Below are 17,016 nucleotides of genomic sequence, written 5' to 3' on the forward strand. Positions count from 1 at the left end.
CGGACGGAGTGCTTCCGGATGTCACACGATCCTCGACGAGGAGCACGAAGCGGGGAAGGTCCGCATCCACTAGAACTCAGGGCAAGAACTTGTTGAATTTCCCCGGACGGAATTGCCCGGTGTGATGATTTGGGGTACATATCGAGCGGCTACTGCAGCCCCAGCAGCTCACGCAGCGCGTCGATGTCACCCAGCAGCCCGTCCGTGTCCTCGTCCGTCGAAGACGGATCCGCGACGGGCCGGAGCGCCGGGTCGCGCAGCGCGGCGGCCAGGGCGGCGACCTTGTGGTTGAGCACCTCGTTGACCCGTTCGTCGACGGTGTCGGCGGCGAGCAGCACCGTACAGGTGGGGCGGGCATCCGCGGGCAGGCCCAGGCGGTGCGTGCGGTCGATGGCCTGGAGCCAGGTGCCGGCGGCGTACCCGCGGTCCAGGTGCACCTGGTCGGTCGCCGCCAGATGCAGGGAGACCCCCTCCCCCAGGGTCTGCGGGGTCGCGACCAGCACCCAGCAGTCCTCGTCGTGACGGAAGCGGTCGAGCTCGGTCCGGCGGTCGGTCCGGCCCGCAGGGCCGTCGAGCGGGGTGGCGCCCGTGACGACGGCGGGGCGGTGCCGGGCCAGCGCCGTGGTCAGGGCCTCGACGTTGCCGAGGAAGCCGGACCAGACGACGGTCTTACGGCCCTGGGCACGGTTCTCGGCGACGAGCTGGGCGGCGCGGACGACCTTGGCCGGGCGGATGTGCCCGGCCGGGTCGGCGATGAGCGATGCCAGGTCCGCGTGGGCGGCCGCCTCCAGCGGCAGGGACCACGGGCGGCCCGGGGCGAAGACGGCGGCCGGGTTGGCCGCGGCGGCGATCAAATGCAACAGGGCACGGCCCGCCTGGGCCGCCACCGCCCCCGACGCGGCCCCCTCGCGCCCCTCGGGCCCCTCCGCCTCCCGCGCCCACTCCCGTACCCGGCTCGTCATGGCGTCGTACAGGGCACGGTGGGTGGAGTCGAGGGCGATGCGCTCCACCCGCAGGTGCAGCGGCGGCAGCTCCAGGTCGTCCTTGGTGGCCCGCACGTAGGCCCGTTCCCGGAGGCGGGCGAGGTCGCCGTTGACAAGGCGGTGCCCCTGCCCCGGCCACACCAGGTCGAACACGGCCTCCAGGTCGCGCGGCCGGTTGGGCATCGGGGTGCCGGTCAGGACCATCGCGGCATCGGCGCGGCGGGCGAGTTCCGCCGCCTCCGCGCCACGGCGGGACGCCGCGCCGGCCTTGGCGCGGTGGGCCTCGTCGAACACGGTGAGGACCTTCCGGCCGCGGGACCAGCCGGCGAGCCCGGCGCGCACCACCGGGTCGCCGAGCCGCTCGTAATTGAGCACCACGACGGTGTCGACGCGCGCGAGGACCCGGGGGCGTACGGCGACGGAGGGCACCCGGTCCGGCGCGAAGCAGGCGCGGGCCTCCTCCACCCATGCCTCGAACGCGGACGGCGGTGCGACCACGAGCATGGCGTGTGCCGCTCCCCGGGCACGTAGCGCGGTGAACACGGCGTACGCCACCGTGGTCTTCCCCGAGCCCGGCACGGAGAAGTTCGCCCCGCCGCCCGCGGCGAGCAGCCGCGCCACGGCCGTGCGCTGGAAGGGGCGCAGCGGCCGGACGAATCCCAGGGCCGCGAGGTCGAGTCCGGCCGGCCAGACGGACTGTTCGGCGACGTCGGCTGCGAGAAGCCGGACCAGTCCGTCCGCCGCGGCGACCCCGCCCGCGCGCAGCCGCTCGGCGGCCGGGGTCCAGGTCCATCGGGCGGCGGCCGCGGGGTAGCGGGCGAGCAGCCGGGGCAGGGCACGGATCCGGTCCCGGCGCACGGTGACCGAGGTCGCGGTCACCGCCGTGGCGGATGGGGTGGATGTGGCCGGCATGGCGGGTGTGGAGTGCAGGGTCGGGCCGAGGAGGGCGATCACGTCCTGCCACCATCGGTCGGTGACGTGCGGGGGTCGGCGGACGACGGGGCGGCCGTCCTCGTCGACGGTGACTGTGCCTGTGGCGCGGTCGTTCTCGGTCTCGAGGGCGGTCATCGCCGGGTCTACGGTCACCGGCGGGCCTGCTGCTTGAGGTAGGCCATCACGCCCTGCCGGAGGAAGCGGCGCAGGCTTTCGAGGGACTCGTCGGTGCCGCCCTCCACCTCCGGGTCGATGCCCACCGCGTCGATCATGCGGGGCAGGCTCTCGTCGTCGGGGTCGTAGTCCTTCTCGTCGATGCCGGCGCGTACTGCGTCCACCCGGACGTCGGCGAGCGCGCTCGCCCGGGCGGCCAGGTGGTCGATGTCCTCGACCAGATCGGCCGTGGCCTGCCCCCATTCGCCGGTGTCGGCGAGCGGGTGGGCACCACCGGCCCGGCCCTCTTCCTCCTCCGGTGCGTCCGGCGTGTCCGACCAGAGGGTGAGGACCGCCCCGGACCGGTCGGCCGGGCCCAGGTCGGCGCCATCGGTACGTGCCCCGGGTACGAGGGCAGAGGCCCCGGTTGCAGAGCGGCCCGCGAAGCCGTCCGTACCGCGGTCGGGACGGTCGGCGGGCCGACTGTCGGGACCGGGGCCGGGGCCGTTCGCCCACCGCCGCCGCAGCCACTCCTCCAGCAATTCGTCACCGCTGGCCGGGTCGACCGGGACGAAGGGCTTCTCGGTGGTGGCCGCGGCGATGATCGCCTCGAGCTGGTCGATTCCCTCGGGCGAGCGGGCCGCGTGGAAGAAGATGACATCCGCCTCGACCTTGATCACGCCACCGCGACCGCCACGGCCGGTCAGGGTCATCGACGACGGGTAGCGGATCGTGCGGGGGGTGCCGTCGGGGTTCGTACCGCCGTCCGGGCGGCGGTAGTCGCGCAGCGCGGGGTTCGCCGCGTGCGCGACGAGGGCGAGGACGGCGAGGGCTCGCTGGTGCGGGCTCAGCCGGGTCCGCTTGGCGTGCAGGGCGTTCTCGAGCTCCTGGCGGGCGCCCTCGGCGATCTCTTCGACGTCCCGCTCGATCAACTCGGTCCAGTTGCCGCCGTGCTGACCGATGTCGCGCAACTCCGCCTTGCGGAACGAACGCGCGATCACCGCCGTGAACTGGCCCATCTCGCCGTCCCCTTCGAGGCCCGCGACCAGGCCGGCAAGCGAGGCGGTGGTGGTCGCCGCCTGCAGGGGCGAGTTGGGCACCCGCAGTCGCTTGAGCGTCTCGCGCACCACGCGGTAGCGGGTGGAGACGGCCGGGTCGTCCACCACCGTGGAGACCATGACGTGGGTGGTGGCCACCACCCGGTTGCGGTAAGGAGTGCACGCCGGGTCGTCCGCCCAGGGCACCACCGTGTCACCGAAGAACACGTCCCGCTGTTCCTCGGTGACGTAGTCGCGGCGCACGAGGTCGTTGACGACCGTCCGGGCCTTGAAGGCCTCGTCGTCCGCCTTCCCCCACAAGGTCGGGTTCTGGCCCTTGACGTGGAAGCGGGCCATGTCGGCGTAGACCACGTCGTGGTCGCTGTTCTCGCGGTACGGCCGGACGGCGATACCGATGTCCATCCGGGCCGTCATCATGCGCAGGGTCGCCTGGGCCTCCGGCGAGGCGCCGTCGAGCCATGCCTCTACGGCGTTCCTCGTCCGGCCGGCAGGCCACACGGCGAAGGACGCGTCCTCGAAGCGCAGCTCCCGGTGTGCCGCCTCGATGCTGTCGGGGGTGTGCGGGCGGACGGTGAGGGTGCCGTCGGCCGGGTTCTCCCAGTGCAGCGTGGACAGGTCGGCGTCCAGGCCGATCAGCTGGGCCATGAACGACTGGGCGACGCTCACCCGCGTCCAGCCGTCGTCCGTCTCGACGAGGTGGCCGCGCTCGCCGTCGGACACGTACATGTCGTAGGCGAATCCGCGGATCTCCTCGCGGATCCCTTCGAGGGCCAGCGAGTCGGCGAACTCCTTCTCGGCCTCGCCCGCGTACGCATGCGGGATGCGCACCTTCTTCTGCGCGTCGGTGATGTCGCGCAGGTGCTGGGCGGAGCCGGCCTGGATGCGCAGGCCGTTACCGACCTCGTGGATCAATGACTGCTTGTACTCCTCGCGCATGATCCGCTGGGCGGAGGCGGCCATGCGCGGCTGCACGGTGGCCGGTCGCACCATCGGGACGCACACGACGAGCTGGGCCACCGACAGCAACCCCGCGTGGTTGCGCCGCCAGTGCGCCCGGCGCACGGCCGCGACGTTCTCCCGCCCGACCGAGACCGCCTCGATGGCCCGGACGAGCCCGGCCGGGGTCTCCTCGGGCGGGCAGCCCCGGGCCTGGCCGTACCACTCCATGACGGCCTTGCCGAGCTCGGTGGGCGGCTCCCCGTCGGAGAGGGCGCGCTCGCCGCTCAGGGGCTCGAAGACCGGCGGCAGCAGAGGGAACACGCCGTCGAGCGGGACGGCGTCGGAGATCACGTCCAGGCTGTTGGGGGCGAGGAACTGGAAGGTGCTCTTACGGGCAGCCATGGGTGGCAACCTCCTCATGGGGTCGACACCCGTCGCAGCGCGATGCCCGTACGCACGAGGCGCCGGCCGACGGCGGAAGGCGGAAGTACGCCGAGTGCACGGCCGTGGAGTGCGGTACGGGGACACGGTGAGGACGGGTGCGTCATCGGTGTGCTGCGCAGGAGCGCGGAACGCCACTGCATGACGACGCAAGCGCCGCCTCCACGGACCCGTCACCAGAGCCGTCCAGGCGCGTCGCTTCGATGCGGCGTGCGAGGGCGGATGGACTCCCGATGCCATGGAGCGACCACCCGTCGGAGGTGGTTGCGGAGGAGACGGTAGCGAATGGTGGCACAACCGGTGTGCAAATCCTGAGAGTTCAGAAGGTCGTAGCAATTCTTTCCGGCCATAGGCCGGACCGTGACCCGTGGCCTCTCAGCCCTCGTGCCCCCGTCGTCCGCCGACCGTGGTGTGCGGGGCAGTCGTGGCCGTCGGGGCGGCCCAGGCCAGCAGCATGCGGAGGGCGTCGTGGGAGGAGGTGCCGGGGGCGGCGGCGTAGGTGATCAGGGCCTGGCTGGGGTCGTCCGCGGCCCGCAGGGTCTCGTAGGTGAGGGCCAGGTCGCCCACGACCGGGTGGTGGAACCGCTTGGTGCCGGACGTCTTGTCCTGGACGGGGTGCTCGGCCCACCACCGGCGGAAGTCCTCGCTCTTCAGCGACAACTCCCCGATCAGGCTCGTCAGCTGCGGGTCGTCGGGGTACCGGCCGGCCTCCAGGCGCAGGTAGGCGACGTTCTCGCGGGCGCAGGCGGTCCAGTCCGCGTAGAGGTGCCGGGAGGCGGGGTCGAGGAAGGTGATGCGGGGGATGTTGCGTTCGGCGGGTTTCAGGGACGCGTAGTCGCCCAAGAGGGCGCAGGCGGCGGTGTTCCAGGCGAGGATGTCCATGCGCCGGCCCATCACCATGGCCGGGACGTCCCGCAATTCCTCCAGCAGAAGCCGGAGCATGGGGCGCACCTGCTGCTGTTCGGGGCGGGGCCGGGGAGCATGCCGGGCCGTGGGGCGGGGCTGGGCGAGGCGGTGCAAGTGGCGGGTCTCGTCCTCGTCCAGGCGCAGGGCGCGGGCGAGGGCGTCGAGGACGGCCGGTGAGGGGCGCACGCGGCCCTGTTCCATGCGGATGTAGTAGTCGACGCTGACGCCGGCGAGCTGGGCGATCTCCTCGCGGCGCAGCCCTGCGACCCGGCGCCGGCCGCCGTAGTCCGGCAGGGCGACGTCTTCGGGGCGTAGACGGGCGCGGCGGGTCCGCAGGAACGCACCCAGGTCGATCGCTGTGCTCATGCGGTGATTGTGCCTGGTGGTGTGGGTGGTGAGCCTGGCCCTGTCAGGGCCAGGCTCACCGGGCGCACGGGACACCGGGCGCACGGGACACCGGGCGCGCGGGACACCGGGCGCGCGGGCCGCCAGGCGCAGCGGCCGCCCGGGTCCCGGCGCGGTGCCTGGCGAAATGCGTCAGGCCTGGCGGGTCGGCAGGACGATCGACTGGCGGAGGTTGACGTGCCGGGGGCGGCTGACGGTGTACGCGATGACGTCGGCGATGTCCTCGGCGGCGAGGGCGGGCATCGCATCGAACATGCCGCCGAGCTGTTCGCGCAGTTCGGGGTTGTCGATGTGCCCGCCGAGTTCGGTGTCGGTCAGGCCCGGCTCGATGGTGCTGACCCGGACGTCGAGCGGGCCCAGCTCGGTGCGCAGCGCTGCGGACAGCTGGGTGAGGGCGGCCTTGGTGGCTCCGTACACGGCGTAGTCGGGGAAGAGGACGTGGGAGGCGATGGAGGAGACGTTGACCAGGTCGGCGGTGCGGCCGTCGGCGGCGGCCGCGGTGAGGTCGGCGGTGAAGGCGCGGATGACGCGCAGGGCGCCGGTGAGGTTGGTGTCGATCATGCGGGTCCACTCGTCGAGCCGGCCGTCGGCGAGGGGATTGGGCAGCATCACACCGGCGTTGTTGACCACCAGGTCGACCCGGCCGTAGGCATCGTGGACGGCCTTGGCGGCCGCGTCGACGGATGCCTGGTCGGTGACGTCGGCGGTGACGGTGAGGGCCTGGCCTCCGGCCGCGGTGATTTCGGCCGTCAGCGCCTCCAGCCGGTCGGTGCGCCGGGCGAGCAGCGCGACGCGGGCGCCACCGGCGGCGAGCTGGCGGGCGACGGCCGCGCCGATGCCGCTGGCGGCTCCGGTGACGACCGCGGTGCGGGTGGCGAGGGCGGGGTAGCTCATGGGTACGTGCTCCTGGGTCTGCTGCGCAGGCCGGTACCGGGTGGACCGGTTGGGCCGGTTGGACCGAGTGGACCGGGTGGCCGAGGGGCCGGTGTTGGCCCCGACGGCCGATGGTCCTGGTGAGCCGATGGGGCCGGGCGAGCCGGTGGGCACCCATCGGCCCGCCGGGCCCCGGCGGGCCGGCGCGGTGGGCTGATGCGGACCACTCTGCGCCCGGCCGAAACGGCGACCCAGAGCTCTGCCGTTCCTGGGAAAGCCAGTACCACCCTAGGCCTGGCCCAGGCAGTTTCGCTTGGATCAGGGGGACGTTGCTCCGGGTGTGTCGTTGGCTGACGCGCAGTGGGCACGGATCGGTACGCCCATTGTCAGAGGCTGCTGGCAACATCGCCGCTATGACCGCCATCCGTACCACCCCGCCACGGCCGCTCGACGTCGCCACGCTCTTTCCCCAACTGGCTCCGCTGGCACGCAAGGCAACCCGGTTGCACCCCCACCCCGGCGACCCGTCGCTGCACGACAGTTCGATCGGCGGGCCGTTGCTGTGGCCCGCCGACGAGCCGTGGCCGCACTGCGACGAGCCGCACGCGGGCGCATCCCACTCGCTGGAGGTGCTGCGGCTGGAGCGGCGAGTCCGGGCGCGGGAGGCGATGCACCCCGACGATCCCGGCGCCGGCTCGTACACGCCGGAGGAGAGGGCGGTCCTTGAGCGGGTGCTGCAGACCGACTTCGACGACGAGTGGCCGACGGCCCGGTCGCCATGCTGCCCGTGGCCCAGTTGTACGCGCGTGACGTCCCCCTGCTGCGCCCGCCCGGGGGGTCGGAGGCCGATCTGCTCCAGGTGCTGTGGTGCCCCCTCGACCACCCTGAGGAGATCTACATGCCCAGGACCGCGGTGTTCTGGCGGTCCGCGGCCGCCGTCACCGACATCCTGACCTCGCCTCCGGAGCCGCCCTTGGTGGAGTGCGAGGAGTATGTGCCCGTGCCGTGCGTGCTCGCGCCGGAGGAGGTCACCGAATACCCCAGCTCCAGCGAGTTGAGCAAGGAGCTGCAAGAGCAGCTGGGGGACTGGAGCAGGTGGCAGGGAGTCGACGGTGTGGACAGCTCCTACGCTCCCTACCCCGAGTCCTTCTACCACAACGCGCTGTCCGTCGCCCCCGGCTGGAAGGCCGGCGGCTGGGCCCAGTGGGGCTACACCGACCCCTCCCCCCGGATCTGCCGGGCCTGCGGCACCGAGATGGATCCGCTGCTGACCATCGCCACGTTCGAATGGAACGCGGCCGACGACAGCTGGATCCCGTACGAAGTCCGGGACGCCGCCGCCTCCACCGGCGATCGTCACCGCGACGCGGTGCGGCCGACCAGGGTCCAGATCGGCAGCGGCTACAAACAGCAGCTCTACATATGCCCGGCGTCGCCGGAGCATCCCCACATGGAGCTGATGCAGTAGCCGGGGTCTGCGCTGCAGACACGGGATGGGGGGGCCGGTACCTGCAAGGAAAACCCCCGTATGTCCTTGCAGGTACGCGCTGGAAGCCGATCCGGCTTGCCGACACCTCCGCCTCCCGGCTGCAGCTGTCAGCCAGCTTGCCGGAGATACGGCCGGAAGTCGTTCGCGCAGCGTCCACAGGTTCCTAGCAATGAGTCCACGCAGTCGGTTCAGCAGGGCTGTGGAGGCATTGCTGGCGGTAGTGCTTGGGCGGCATGCCGTAGGCAGTGCGGAAGGCGCGTGTGAAGTCAGCGGCGCGGGTGAAGCCCCAGCGGGCGGCGATGGCCTGGATGGTGGTGGAGGACATCGCGGGGTCGGCGAGGTCGCGGCGGGCGCATTCCAGGCGCTGTTGGCGGATCCAGGCCGCGACGGTCTCGTGCTCGTCCTGGAAGAGGCGGTGCAGATAGCTGGTGGAGATGTTGTGCGCGGCGGCGATCGCGCGCGGGGTCAGCCTCGGGTCGTGCAGGTTCTGCTGGACGTAGGAGCGAATGCGCAGCACCAGAGTCCGGCTGCGGGTTTCCGGCGGAAGGGAGCGGTCGGCGTCCAGAGTGTGAGCGAACAGTGCGGACAGCAGGTCGACCACGACCGTTCCCAGACGGGGGCCGTCGGACGGCAGATAGGGGCTGGTGTCCGCCGTCAGCTGGGTGAGGAACTGGACGAGTAGGGCGCCCATCCCCTCCCGTCCGGACATTCCACGGGCGAACAGCCGGTCCATTGCGCTCTGCGGCAGGTGCAGTAACGACTTGGGGATTTCGATCCCGATCCCGTAGAAGGGATCGGTTCCGTTGACGCAGGTGACTTCGCAAGCCCGTGAGCTGTCGAAGGGCACTATCTCGTAAGGCCCGTGTACGGCATTCCGGTCGTCCCAGGCGACTCGGTGGGTGCCGTGCAGAGGGATCCCGAAGTGGTACCGCTCGGGATCGGACTGGCGGATGAGCTTCGGGGTCCGGCGAAAGCGAAGGGCCTGGTGGGTCGTGGGCCAGATGTGAACCGCGCCGAGCTCCACGACGCGCAGATGCGCCCGGTAATCCGCCGCGTATTCGCTGTGCAGGTCCAGCGGCGCGTGGGTGCGGCCGATGCGTTCGCGCCAGAAGTCGAACCGGTCCGTACCGGGTAGGTCTTCGGTCCGGAACTCGGTCTCGGTCAGCATCCTGTCTCCTCCGCCTCGTGGCCCCGTCACTGCCTCGCCGCCCTGGATCAGGCGCCGATGGGTGGCCATCGATTCTCACGCATCCGTTTCCTCATGGCTTCCGCACGGCAACCCGAGCAGCCCGTCCGCCGCCCCGATACGACATTTGTCATGGAGGAGGGAGGACACCCAACTCTGCCGACGACGTCCACCGGCCGGAATGATCGTGGCTGTCGGAAAGCCGGCACACGCACACGTCACATCACCTTCAGGAGCGGGTCACATGAACGGCATCACCGAGCGGCAGACCGAGAACACGCAGGCCGCCGCCCTCTCCGGGGTGAAGCCGCTGCCGGTGTGGTTCTTCACCTTCGAAGGCGCCCTGGCCGCGGCGTTCGACCTCTGCAAGGCGTGGGACGGCGCCTGGATGGTCCTCGCCGTCCTCTGCGCCGTGAACATCCTGGTCGGCCTGACGGTGCTGCGCCGCCGGGCGAAGCTGGTGAAGGCCATGCTCAAGAACTCCCGCACCCGCAAGATCGTGTTCGCCCTGGTCGCCCTGCGCCTCGGCGTCCACGGTCTGCTGGCCGCCGTCGGCGCTCCGGTCGCCTCGACGGCCGGCCACCTCGCATTCGGACTCGTCATGGCCGCGCTGACGGTGACCCTGCTGTGGTTCGACCAGCGCGTCACCTTCCGCTCCCTGGGCCTGGCTCCCGCCCACTCCGGCTGAGCCGTTGGGCCGCTGGACCGCCCGGCCCGGACAGTGCCCAGGTCCGGCCGACGGGCTTCGCGCTGTCTCCCGCTTGCTTACCTAGGACCCCTAGGTTAAAACTAGAGCCACTAGGAACGACTGGAGGGCGCATGGCGCGTGCAGGGCTGACGGCGGAGCGGGTGACGGTCGCGGGTGCCGAGCTGGCGGACGAGGTCGGACTCGACCGGGTGACCATGTCGCAGGTGGCACGGCGGCTCGGCGTGAAGGACGCGAGCCTCTACAGCCACGTGCGCAACCTTGAGGATCTGCGCGGACGGATCGCGCTGCTGGCGGCGGACGAGAAGACCCTCCGTATCGCGGAGGCGACCGCCGGGCGGGCGGGCAAGGACGCGCTGGTCGCGTTCGCCAACGCCTGGCGGGAGTACGCCCACGAGCGTCCGGGCCGCTACATGGCGACGCAGACCCCGATCCAGATCGACCCCGAGCTGGCCGCACAGGCGCCCGGACCGCGCCGCGCCGTCGAGCTGACCTACGGCATGCTGCGCGGCTACGGACTGGCCGAGCCCGACCTGACCGACGCGGTCCGGTTGTTGCGCAGCACGTTCCACGGATTCGTCGCCCTGGAGGCCGCCGGCGGGTTCGCGCACCAGCGTTCGCCGCAGCAGTCCTGGCTCCGCGCCCTCGACGCCCTGCACGCCCTCCTGGAGCACTGGCCCCCGTCCCGAGAAGGAGACTCCTCATGACCGACCCGACCACCGGCAGCCTGCGCGTGAACGGCGCGACCCTGCACTACGAAGTACGCGGTCAGGGCCCGCTCCTGCTGCTGATCCCCGGAGGGTCGGGCGGCGCGGCCGCCTTCGACGGCATCGCCGACGACCTGGCCGCCGAGTACACCGTCGCGACCTACGACCCGCGCGGCATGTCCCGCAGCACGCTGGACGACCCCGAGGCCGAGCAGCGTGTGGCCGAGCACGCCGACGACGCGCTGCGGATACTGGACCTGCTGTCGCCCGGAGAGCCCGCCCGGGTGTTCGGCTCCAGCTCGGGCGCGATCGCCGCCGTGCACCTGCTCACCGCCCACCCCGAACGCGTCGAACGCCTCGTGGCGCACGAACCGCCGCTGGTGGAGGTCCTTCCGGACGCCCCCGAACACCGTGCTCTCGTCGCACGCGTGCAGGAGACGTTCCGCGCCGAGGGGCTCATGCCGGCGATGGCCGTGTTCGCCGCCGGTATGAAGAAGAAGGGCGACGACACCGCCGAGCCGAAGGCCGAGCTCAAGCTTCCGCCCCAGGCGGCGGCCCGGGCCGAGCGGACGATGGCCAACCTGCCGTACTTCGTCGGGCGCATCGTGCCCAGCTTCATGTCCTACGCCCCGGACCTCCACCGCCTGGAGGCGCTGTCGGACCGGCTCGTGCTCGCCTGCGGCCAGGACTCGCGCGGCGAACTGCCCTACCGTCCGGCCGCACTCCTGGCCGAGCGTCTCGGCACGGAGCTCCTGCACTTCCCCGGCGGGCACACCGGCCTGACCACCCACCCCGCCGAGTTCGGCGAACTCCTCCGGAAGGCCTTCCGCGCGTAGGACCGAATCCGCGTCTCCGTGGTCAACCCAACCGAAGACGGTCGCTGAAGCTTCTGCCCCCGCGTCGAAGCTGTGCCGAAAGGTGGTGTTGCAACGGCTGACCAACCGCCGCGAGGTCGTGGACGAAAACGAGCGTGTCCTCGTCGGTCAGAGTGTAGCGGCGGCGGGTGGCGTTGACTTCCTTGGCTGTGGGAGTGAGGGCCACCTCATGGGTGGCGAGATCGACCGTGCCGTCACCGGCGCGGCCGACCGAGATCTCCGCGACGCCGGTGGGCTGGGTGATCAACGCCTCCACGCGCCCGTCGGGCTGCAGCCGCCACCAGCCGCTCTCCCGAGCCGACGGCCGCAGCGGGGCGTCGTCCGCGTCGAGGAGCCAGGCGCGCACCTCGTAGCGGAGGAAGGGACGCCCGTCGTGGCTGAAGGTGACCTCCTGCGCGTACGCGAACTCCTCATTGAGCGTCGGGTACCCACCAATTCCCCGACCGGTCCAGGTGCCCAGGAACCCGATCAGCGGCGCGAGCAGTTCGTGCGGTGCAGGTGCTTCGTCCGGTCGAAAGGCGTCGGGGTACGGGGGTTCGTGGGCCGCGTCGAACATGATGAGTGCTCCTGGGTCGAGGCCAGTGCCGGGTAACAGCCCAGGGTGTCCGTCCGCGGGCGCCGGGCAGCGGAGGGCACGCCGTGGAACCTTCGCACCGTTTACTTCAAGTGGACGGTAAACATCCACGCTTGCTCCACATTTCCACCCATCGGACATCCCGCCTCCGACGGGCGCGGCTGTCAGGCGAGTTTCGGCCAACCGCGCGAAAGAGCATTCAAAAGTTATGGAGGTCCCCTAGATTAACTGCCTTGTCTGTGCGGGAAACGGGGAGAGCAAGAGATGGATCCGGTAACAGCCGTCGCGGCGGCAGGTGTCGCGCTCATGGCCAAGGGGGCCCTGGAGTCGGTCGGCCAGGAGGCCGGACGGTCCGGTTGGGGCGGCGGAGCGCGTCTGGTCGAGCGGATCCGTGCGAGGTTCCGCGGCGACACCGACGCGCAGAACGCACTGGACCGGCTGACCCGGACACCGAGCGACGAGGCCGCCCAGCAGGAGCTCGAGCGGGTGATCGCCGCCCATATGCTGCGTGACCGGTCCTTCGAGGACGAGATGCGGCGCCTGGTGGACCAGGCAGTCAGTGCCCAGGGGCGCGGTGCCCAGGTCAACGCGGCGATGATCAAGAACGCGCAGGTCTTCAATGAGAAGGTCGAAGTGCAGGGGGACTGGAACATCTCGTAACGGCAGGTGGATTTGCCGTTCACCCACCGGAGCACGCGTCTGTGACCTCAGGCGGCCCGCGCCGCCGTGCGATGCGTCCGCGCTGCGCGCCTACCGCACCGGATGACCCGATCCAGCCTCCAGAAGACCGAGAGTCATGAGCAAGGAACCCACGGCCGAACCCGGTGCGGAAGCCGAGGCCCCCGTACCGGAACCGACTGCCACCGACCCAGCGTCGGCCACGAAGGACACCGCTCCCGAGCCGCTCTCCGGCGAGGAACGCGATGGCCCCGTCAGCGAGACCGATGCCCTGCGCTCCCTCGCCGACGGCGTCGGGCACGAAGCGGCCGAGCGATCCGAGGCGCTTCGTGCAGGCGCCATCGCGGATCTCATCGCCCAGCGCCTGAACGCCGACGCGTCCGGCACCCGCATCGGCACCCTCGCGCTGTTCAACGACACGGTCAGTTTCGGCGGTGGGTTCCACACAGCAGGCGGTCGGCCGTACGGCACCCCCGCGGGCCTGCGGAATACAGAGGCTGCTCTGCCGTTCACCTCGCAGGAACTCGCCGAGTTCACCGACCTGTTCGTGCAACCCGAGGGATACGACGAGGCCTTGGGCGGCCTGTGCGAGCATCGACTGCTCGTCCTGACAGGGCCCGCCGGCAGCGGCCGCGAGGCCACCGCCGTCAACCTCCTGGCCGAAGCCTCCGCCCTGGACGGTGGGGGCGACGGCGGCTGCCACCGGCTCCTCGAGCCTGCCGCGATGCTCGAACCGGGCTGGGAGCCGCCCGTCAAAAACTGCGGATATTTGGCCGAACTGACGGACGGGCCTTCTGGGGTTGGGGAATTCGCTGCGGCCTTCGGTGCGAGCCGGGCCGTCGGTGCCGGACGGGGGAGCGCTGGAGTACGGCAGCTGGCCTCTGTAGTCGCCGCCTTACGCGCATCCGGCTGCCATCTCGTGCTCACAGGCGGTCATGACCTCGCCGTGGCCGCCGCCGGACCGGGCGGCGAAACGGTCGCCCGGCACGCTCTGACGCCGGTCGACCCGCTGGCCGTCCTCGAACGTCGCGTACTGGGACACAGCGAGGATCCCGACGCCCGCGCGGAGCTGCACGCGCTGATCGAATCCAGCGGCACCGCCGGGGCGCTGCGCGAGCAGCCCGCCGCACGGCACGCCGTTCGCCTCGCCTCGGTGATCAGCGCGGGCGGGGATGTGGCAGCTGCGGTGGCCGCCCTGCGCGATCCCAGCGGCCAGGTGCGCGCATGGTTCGACCAGCACCGTGAACCGGAAGCGCTCGCATTCACCCTCGCCTCCGCCGTCCTGGAGGACAGCGGCTACCTCACTGTCGCGGAGGCCGCGGTCAAGCTCTGCGCGGCTCTCACTCCCCCCGACCTCGCCCCGCCCGACCTGAGGTTCCGGGACCGGTTGGGCTATGAGCAGCATTGGATACAGCTCCAGGCAGCCGACTCCGGGCCCGCAGTCGCTACCGGCCCGATGCGGGTACGGTTCCGCAACGCCCTGCTCGGCCAGGTGATCCTCGTCTACGCCTGGAGCACTCTCGACGGCCGCCGCGACGCCGTGCTCGAGTGGTTGCGGAGGCTGCTGAGCCACAGCGATCTCGAGGTGCGGGCGCGGGCCGCGGTCGCCGCCGGCGTCCTCACCTGGGCGGATCACCATTACGCCACGCACCGGTTCCTCACGACATGGGCCGGAAGCACCTCGTGGCCCTTGCGGCAGGCCGCCGCCACTGCGCTCGGCGTGGCAGGAAGCCGCCCCGAATCAGCGGATGCCGTCTGGGGATTGCTGCACGACTGGGCCTGCCGGGGCAGCTCGGCCTACGAGCGGCGCCTCGCGGGAACAGCGGCGAACGCCGCAGGCGGGATCCTCGGCCGGCACTCTCCCGACCAGGCCGTCGCGGTGCTGCGCAGCGCCCTGGATCGCGGGGACGACTGGGGCACCCTGCCCTCGGTTGCCTGGGGCGGCGTCCATCTGATCCATCAAGGGCAGGCCGGCCCTCTGCTCGACGCGTACCTCGACTGGTCGGCGCCACAAGACCTCTCCCCGATAGTCGTCAAGACTCTCTCCGCCTTCGTCTTCGCGGCGTCCCGTCCGTACGAGAAGCCCTCAGACGGCCCCGATGCGACCGGGCGCGCCGTCGTCCCGGGAGTTCCACTGTTGCTGAGTGACCTCGCCCGGCACAGCGACCGGCTTGCCGAGCTGTGGGCGCGGGCCCTGGCCCGGCGTCCCGTACAGGACACCGCGCTGGTAGCACTGCGCGAGTGGGTGACCTCGTACGCAGACCGGTGCCCCGGCTCGCTCGACGCGATCGGGACGCTCCTTGCCGATGTGGCCGGCCGACCGGGCCGGCACCGCGAGCGGCTCCTGTGGTGGCTGGCCAAGTGGGCGAACGACCGTGAGCATCCGTCCGCGAACGCGGCAGCGCTGTATCGCCGGCTCGAGCGAGATTCTTGACGCCCATCAGTAGGCGTCCGCGACATGCGACCCCGCACGCCTGTCCTGCGCACGCCGCGAGAACCCAGCGAAGGGGTGGAAGAAACCGTGGAGGAACACACCTACGATCCGGTCTTGGCGATCGAGGAGCTACCCAAGTGGCGGCTGACCAATCCGCTCCGGCCTCCGGATCCGGGGCGCGCCCTGGTCCTGGTGCGGGACAGCGGGCCCTCGCTGACGATCCGCAGCGGCGAGGAGATCCCGTCCTCGCGCTTCGGCGTATATCGCAGTGTGTTCACCGTCGACCTGGCCGAGCACCGGCTCGTCCTCGACATCCCGTTGCTCAGCCGTGACCCCACATTCTCGTTCCGCAGCCGGGTGGAGCTGGTGTGCCGAGTGGCCGACCCCGCGAAGGTGGTGTCGCGCGGCATCCGGGACATGAGCGGAGCACTGTACGGCTTCTTACGCAAAACACTGCGCGCAGTTGCCCGGGACTACGACATCGCCCAGTTCCACGAGGCGGAGCAGGCGCTCGGTGCCGCTCTTTCCGGCTTCACCGGCGACGACGCGATACGCCTCCGCGGCATACAGGTGGAACTACTCGTCGATGAGGACGAAATCGCCGCCAGCGGCAGAGAGTTCAGAGACGTCGTACGGGAGACGCGGCTCGCGGGCATGCGTCGTGGAAGGCACCTCGACATGATCCGCGAAGACGGCATCGACGGCCTCATCGCCGAGATCATGGAAAGAGAGGGTCCCCGTGCGGCGCTGGCCTGGATCGAGAAGGGGGAGGCGGAGAAGCGCGAGGTCCGGCGTGAAGTGATGCGCATGGTCCTGGAACGCGGGGACGCCGACCGCGAACCGTTCGAGCAGACCGAGCTGGAGCGCGCGGTCTTGGAGGAGGTGCTGCGCGACGGAGACGGGGTGTTCGATACTGCGGCGCGGCGCGGCCGGCTGAGCGGTTCCCTGTCCCGTGCGCTGGATCCTGCCTCCCGGGACGACGCCCCGGTCTCCGGGGCGGACTCTTCACGTCGCGCGCCGCTTCGGGGCGAGGTGGTCCATCACGAGCCCCGCACCACCGACGACGGCCGGGGCCCCACGTCCCACGACCGCGCCAGCCGTCACGACCCACGGCGAGGTACGTCCCGGATAGCCGGCGCAGGCTCGACCCCGCCCGGCGACGAACCGCTGCCGACACCCGGCAGCAGCCACTCCTCGTCGACCGACGAGAGCGACACCGTGGAACGAGCGCCCCACCGTCCACCTGTCGGAGACGGGAACACCGAGCGGCACAGTCCGTACCCCGGTTCCGGGGACACCCCCGATCGCCCCAAGGCTCCCGCACCCCGTGTGAGCCGCGTTCGAGGAACCGCCAAGCGTACGCATGGCGGCACCGAGGGAGAGCGACGATGACCGAACATGCTCCCCGGCCACGGCACGCCGCCCCGGCACCTCAGCCGCGCTCCTGGATTGCACCGACACGTCAGCAGACCGGCCCGCTCACGTTCCCGCTCGACGCGCAAGTCGAAGGATCTCCTGCTTCCGTATCTGACGAGCCGCAGGTCACGGCCGCGCGCGCGGAGGCGGAAGCGGACCGCCTGGAACCTCCGCAGCAGATCTGGGCGTGGCGCGAGTCCGGGGTGCGGGCACTCACCGTTTGGACGGAACGGGTCCACGGCCGCGGCGAAGACGCGGAA

The 17,016-nt window shown here is 71.3% G+C and carries 13 protein-coding genes; 7 read left to right on the forward strand and 6 right to left on the reverse strand.

What is annotated here, in order from left to right; all coding sequences use genetic code 11:
- Positions 1–149: 149 nt before the first annotated feature.
- From ACIGXW_RS28070 to ACIGXW_RS28085, 4 genes are all read right to left on the reverse strand, one after another.
- Positions 150–2,069, reverse strand: coding sequence for an SNF2-related protein (locus ACIGXW_RS28070; RefSeq protein ID WP_399575517.1), 1,920 nt, complete (start codon positions 2,067–2,069; stop codon positions 150–152).
- The gene (locus ACIGXW_RS28075; RefSeq protein WP_399575519.1) at positions 2,066–4,468 is read right to left on the reverse strand and encodes a hypothetical protein; all 2,403 of its coding nucleotides are present in this window, start codon (positions 4,466–4,468) and stop codon (positions 2,066–2,068) included. Before ACIGXW_RS28075 ends, ACIGXW_RS28070 begins: the two co-directional genes overlap by 4 nt.
- Before the next feature lie 414 nt (positions 4,469–4,882).
- Complete coding sequence (locus ACIGXW_RS28080; protein WP_399575520.1) at positions 4,883–5,779, reverse strand: helix-turn-helix domain-containing protein; 897 nt, start codon at positions 5,777–5,779, stop codon at positions 4,883–4,885.
- 171 nt (positions 5,780–5,950) lie between these two features.
- Positions 5,951–6,712: an SDR family oxidoreductase gene (locus tag ACIGXW_RS28085; protein WP_399575521.1), complete on the reverse strand. Its 762-nt coding sequence runs from the start codon at positions 6,710–6,712 to the stop codon at positions 5,951–5,953.
- A 736-nt stretch (positions 6,713–7,448) separates the two neighbouring features.
- Between ACIGXW_RS28085 and ACIGXW_RS28090 the strand changes: the two genes are divergently transcribed.
- On the forward strand, positions 7,449–8,159 hold the full coding sequence (locus tag ACIGXW_RS28090; RefSeq protein WP_399575523.1) for a hypothetical protein: 711 nt from the start codon (positions 7,449–7,451) through the stop codon (positions 8,157–8,159).
- 184 nt (positions 8,160–8,343) lie between these two features.
- On the opposite strand, the gene ACIGXW_RS28095 is transcribed toward ACIGXW_RS28090, so the two are convergent.
- Positions 8,344–9,348 carry a helix-turn-helix domain-containing protein gene (locus tag ACIGXW_RS28095; protein ID WP_399575524.1) on the reverse strand — a complete coding sequence of 335 codons (1,005 nt, stop codon included), beginning with the start codon at positions 9,346–9,348 and terminating at the stop codon, positions 8,344–8,346.
- Positions 9,349–9,610: 262 nt separating this feature from the next.
- On the opposite strand from ACIGXW_RS28095, the gene ACIGXW_RS28100 reads away from it, so the two are divergent.
- The 3 genes from ACIGXW_RS28100 to ACIGXW_RS28110 all read left to right on the forward strand — a co-directional run bounded on the left by ACIGXW_RS28100 (position 9,611) and on the right by ACIGXW_RS28110 (position 11,615).
- Positions 9,611–10,054, forward strand: coding sequence for a hypothetical protein (locus ACIGXW_RS28100; protein ID WP_399575525.1), 444 nt, complete (start codon positions 9,611–9,613; stop codon positions 10,052–10,054).
- Positions 10,055–10,185: 131 nt separating this feature from the next.
- Positions 10,186–10,779: a TetR/AcrR family transcriptional regulator gene (locus ACIGXW_RS28105; protein ID WP_399575526.1), complete on the forward strand. Its 594-nt coding sequence runs from the start codon at positions 10,186–10,188 to the stop codon at positions 10,777–10,779.
- On the forward strand, positions 10,776–11,615 hold the full coding sequence (locus tag ACIGXW_RS28110; protein ID WP_399575528.1) for an alpha/beta fold hydrolase: 840 nt from the start codon (positions 10,776–10,778) through the stop codon (positions 11,613–11,615). Before ACIGXW_RS28105 ends, ACIGXW_RS28110 begins: the two co-directional genes overlap by 4 nt.
- Positions 11,616–11,637: 22 nt before the next feature.
- Here ACIGXW_RS28110 and ACIGXW_RS28115 read toward each other — a convergent pair whose 3' ends face one another.
- Positions 11,638–12,210 (reverse strand): FABP family protein, encoded by a 573-nt coding sequence (locus ACIGXW_RS28115; protein WP_399575529.1) that lies wholly within the window; start codon positions 12,208–12,210, stop codon positions 11,638–11,640.
- Between the two features lie 282 nt (positions 12,211–12,492).
- Here ACIGXW_RS28115 and ACIGXW_RS28120 point away from each other — a divergent pair, with 282 nt between their 5' ends.
- The 3 genes from ACIGXW_RS28120 to ACIGXW_RS28130 all read left to right on the forward strand — a co-directional run bounded on the left by ACIGXW_RS28120 (position 12,493) and on the right by ACIGXW_RS28130 (position 16,732).
- Positions 12,493–12,888, forward strand: a complete 396-nt coding sequence (locus ACIGXW_RS28120; RefSeq protein WP_399575530.1) for a hypothetical protein — start codon at positions 12,493–12,495, stop codon at positions 12,886–12,888.
- 136 nt (positions 12,889–13,024) lie between these two features.
- A complete protein-coding gene (locus ACIGXW_RS28125) occupies positions 13,025–15,340 on the forward strand; it encodes a hypothetical protein (protein ID WP_399575532.1) in 2,316 nt (771 codons plus the stop codon).
- A 24-nt stretch (positions 15,341–15,364) separates the two neighbouring features.
- A complete protein-coding gene (locus ACIGXW_RS28130; protein ID WP_399575534.1) occupies positions 15,365–16,732 on the forward strand; it encodes a hypothetical protein in 1,368 nt (455 codons plus the stop codon).
- The last annotated feature ends 284 nt before the right edge of the window (positions 16,733–17,016 follow it).

This window comes from Streptomyces sp. NPDC053079 (assembly GCF_044546695.1).
GTDB lineage: Bacteria > Actinomycetota > Actinomycetes > Streptomycetales > Streptomycetaceae > Streptomyces.

What these genes read in the sequence shown, in the direction of transcription:
- ACIGXW_RS28075 (WP_399575519.1), bottom strand. Translation starts at nt 4,468, where the DNA reads ATGGCTGCCCGTAAGAGCACCTTCCAGTTCCTCGCCCCCAACAGCCTG.
- ACIGXW_RS28080 (WP_399575520.1), bottom strand. Translation starts at nt 5,779, where the DNA reads ATGAGCACAGCGATCGACCTGGGTGCGTTCCTGCGGACCCGCCGCGCC.
- ACIGXW_RS28085 (WP_399575521.1), bottom strand. Translation starts at nt 6,712, where the DNA reads ATGAGCTACCCCGCCCTCGCCACCCGCACCGCGGTCGTCACCGGAGCC.
- ACIGXW_RS28095 (WP_399575524.1), bottom strand. Translation starts at nt 9,348, where the DNA reads ATGCTGACCGAGACCGAGTTCCGGACCGAAGACCTACCCGGTACGGAC.
- ACIGXW_RS28100 (WP_399575525.1), top strand. Translation starts at nt 9,611, where the DNA reads ATGAACGGCATCACCGAGCGGCAGACCGAGAACACGCAGGCCGCCGCC.
- ACIGXW_RS28105 (WP_399575526.1), top strand. Translation starts at nt 10,186, where the DNA reads ATGGCGCGTGCAGGGCTGACGGCGGAGCGGGTGACGGTCGCGGGTGCC.
- ACIGXW_RS28110 (WP_399575528.1), top strand. Translation starts at nt 10,776, where the DNA reads ATGACCGACCCGACCACCGGCAGCCTGCGCGTGAACGGCGCGACCCTG.
- ACIGXW_RS28115 (WP_399575529.1), bottom strand. Translation starts at nt 12,210, where the DNA reads ATGTTCGACGCGGCCCACGAACCCCCGTACCCCGACGCCTTTCGACCG.
- ACIGXW_RS28120 (WP_399575530.1), top strand. Translation starts at nt 12,493, where the DNA reads ATGGATCCGGTAACAGCCGTCGCGGCGGCAGGTGTCGCGCTCATGGCC.
- ACIGXW_RS28125 (WP_399575532.1), top strand. Translation starts at nt 13,025, where the DNA reads ATGAGCAAGGAACCCACGGCCGAACCCGGTGCGGAAGCCGAGGCCCCC.
- ACIGXW_RS28130 (WP_399575534.1), top strand. Translation starts at nt 15,365, where the DNA reads ATGCGACCCCGCACGCCTGTCCTGCGCACGCCGCGAGAACCCAGCGAA.